The sequence below is a fragment of the Pseudomonas protegens genome (genome assembly GCF_003732485.1).
GTDB lineage: Bacteria > Pseudomonadota > Gammaproteobacteria > Pseudomonadales > Pseudomonadaceae > Aquipseudomonas > Aquipseudomonas protegens_B.
On sequence record NZ_MOAK01000041.1, the window covers coordinates 1 to 917 of the forward strand.

The 917-nt window shown below is 64.0% G+C and carries 2 protein-coding genes; both read right to left on the minus strand.

The window, feature by feature from the left end; genetic code table 11:
* A partial coding sequence (locus BLX41_RS09400) for a GDP-mannose 4,6-dehydratase (protein ID WP_123724665.1) occupies nucleotides 1–289 on the minus strand: 289 nt, incomplete at its 3' end.
* Nucleotides 286–917, minus strand: a 632-nt coding sequence (locus BLX41_RS09405) for a UDP binding domain-containing protein (protein WP_148059702.1), incomplete at its 5' end; no start/stop codon positions are given. The genes BLX41_RS09400 and BLX41_RS09405, both read right to left, overlap by 4 nt.

Consider the following 917-nt stretch of genomic DNA (forward strand, 5'->3'; position numbering starts at 1 on the left):
GATTTTCCAGGGAGTAGCGCACCCCGGCCTGGGCGGCGAGGTTGATCACCACCTGGGGGCGGATCTCGGCGAACAGCCGTTCAAGGCCTTCGCTGTCCGCCAGGTCCAGGCGCTGCAGGGGGAAGTGCCCCACTTGCTGTTCGACCCAGCGCACCCGGTTGCGTTTGAGCTGGGGATCGTAGTAGTCGTTGAAATTATCCAGTCCGGTGACCTGATGCCCATCCTTGAGCAAGCGCAGTGCGGTATGGGCGCCGATGAAACCGGCGGCCCCGGTGATCAGGATATTCATGCGCGCAGCGCCTCCGGAACGCGGTAGGGCAGGCCGATGCTCAGGTAATGCAGGCCGGCGTCCGCTGCCTGTTGCGGGTTGTACAGGTTGCGGCCGTCGACGATCAGGCGATCGTTGAGGGTGTCGTGCAGCAGCTTGAAGTCCACCACGCGAAAGGCTTTCCACTCGGTGCAGATCACCAGGGCGTCTGCGCCTTGCAGGGTGTCGTCACGGGTTGCGCACAGCTGCAGGTCGTCGCGGTAGCCATACAGCCGTCGGCATTCGGTCATGGCTTCCGGGTCATAGGCATGGACCTTGGCTCCGGCCTGCCACAGCGCTTCCATCAGGTAGCGGCTGGTGGCTTCGCGCATGTCATCGGTGTTGGGCTTGAAGGCCAGCCCCCACAAGGCAATGACCTTGTCCTTGAGGTTGTCCCCCAAGTGCGCCTTGAGCTTGCGAAACAGCACATGGCGCTGCTGTTCGTTGACGTCGCGCACGGTCTTGAGCATGTGCGGCTCCAGCCCGTGGCTTTCTGCGGTGTGGATCAGCGCCCGCAGGTCCTTGGGGAAGCACGAGCCGCCGAAACCGGCACCGGGGTAGATGAAGTGGTAGCCGATGCGCGGATCGGCGCCGATGCCCTTGCGCACGG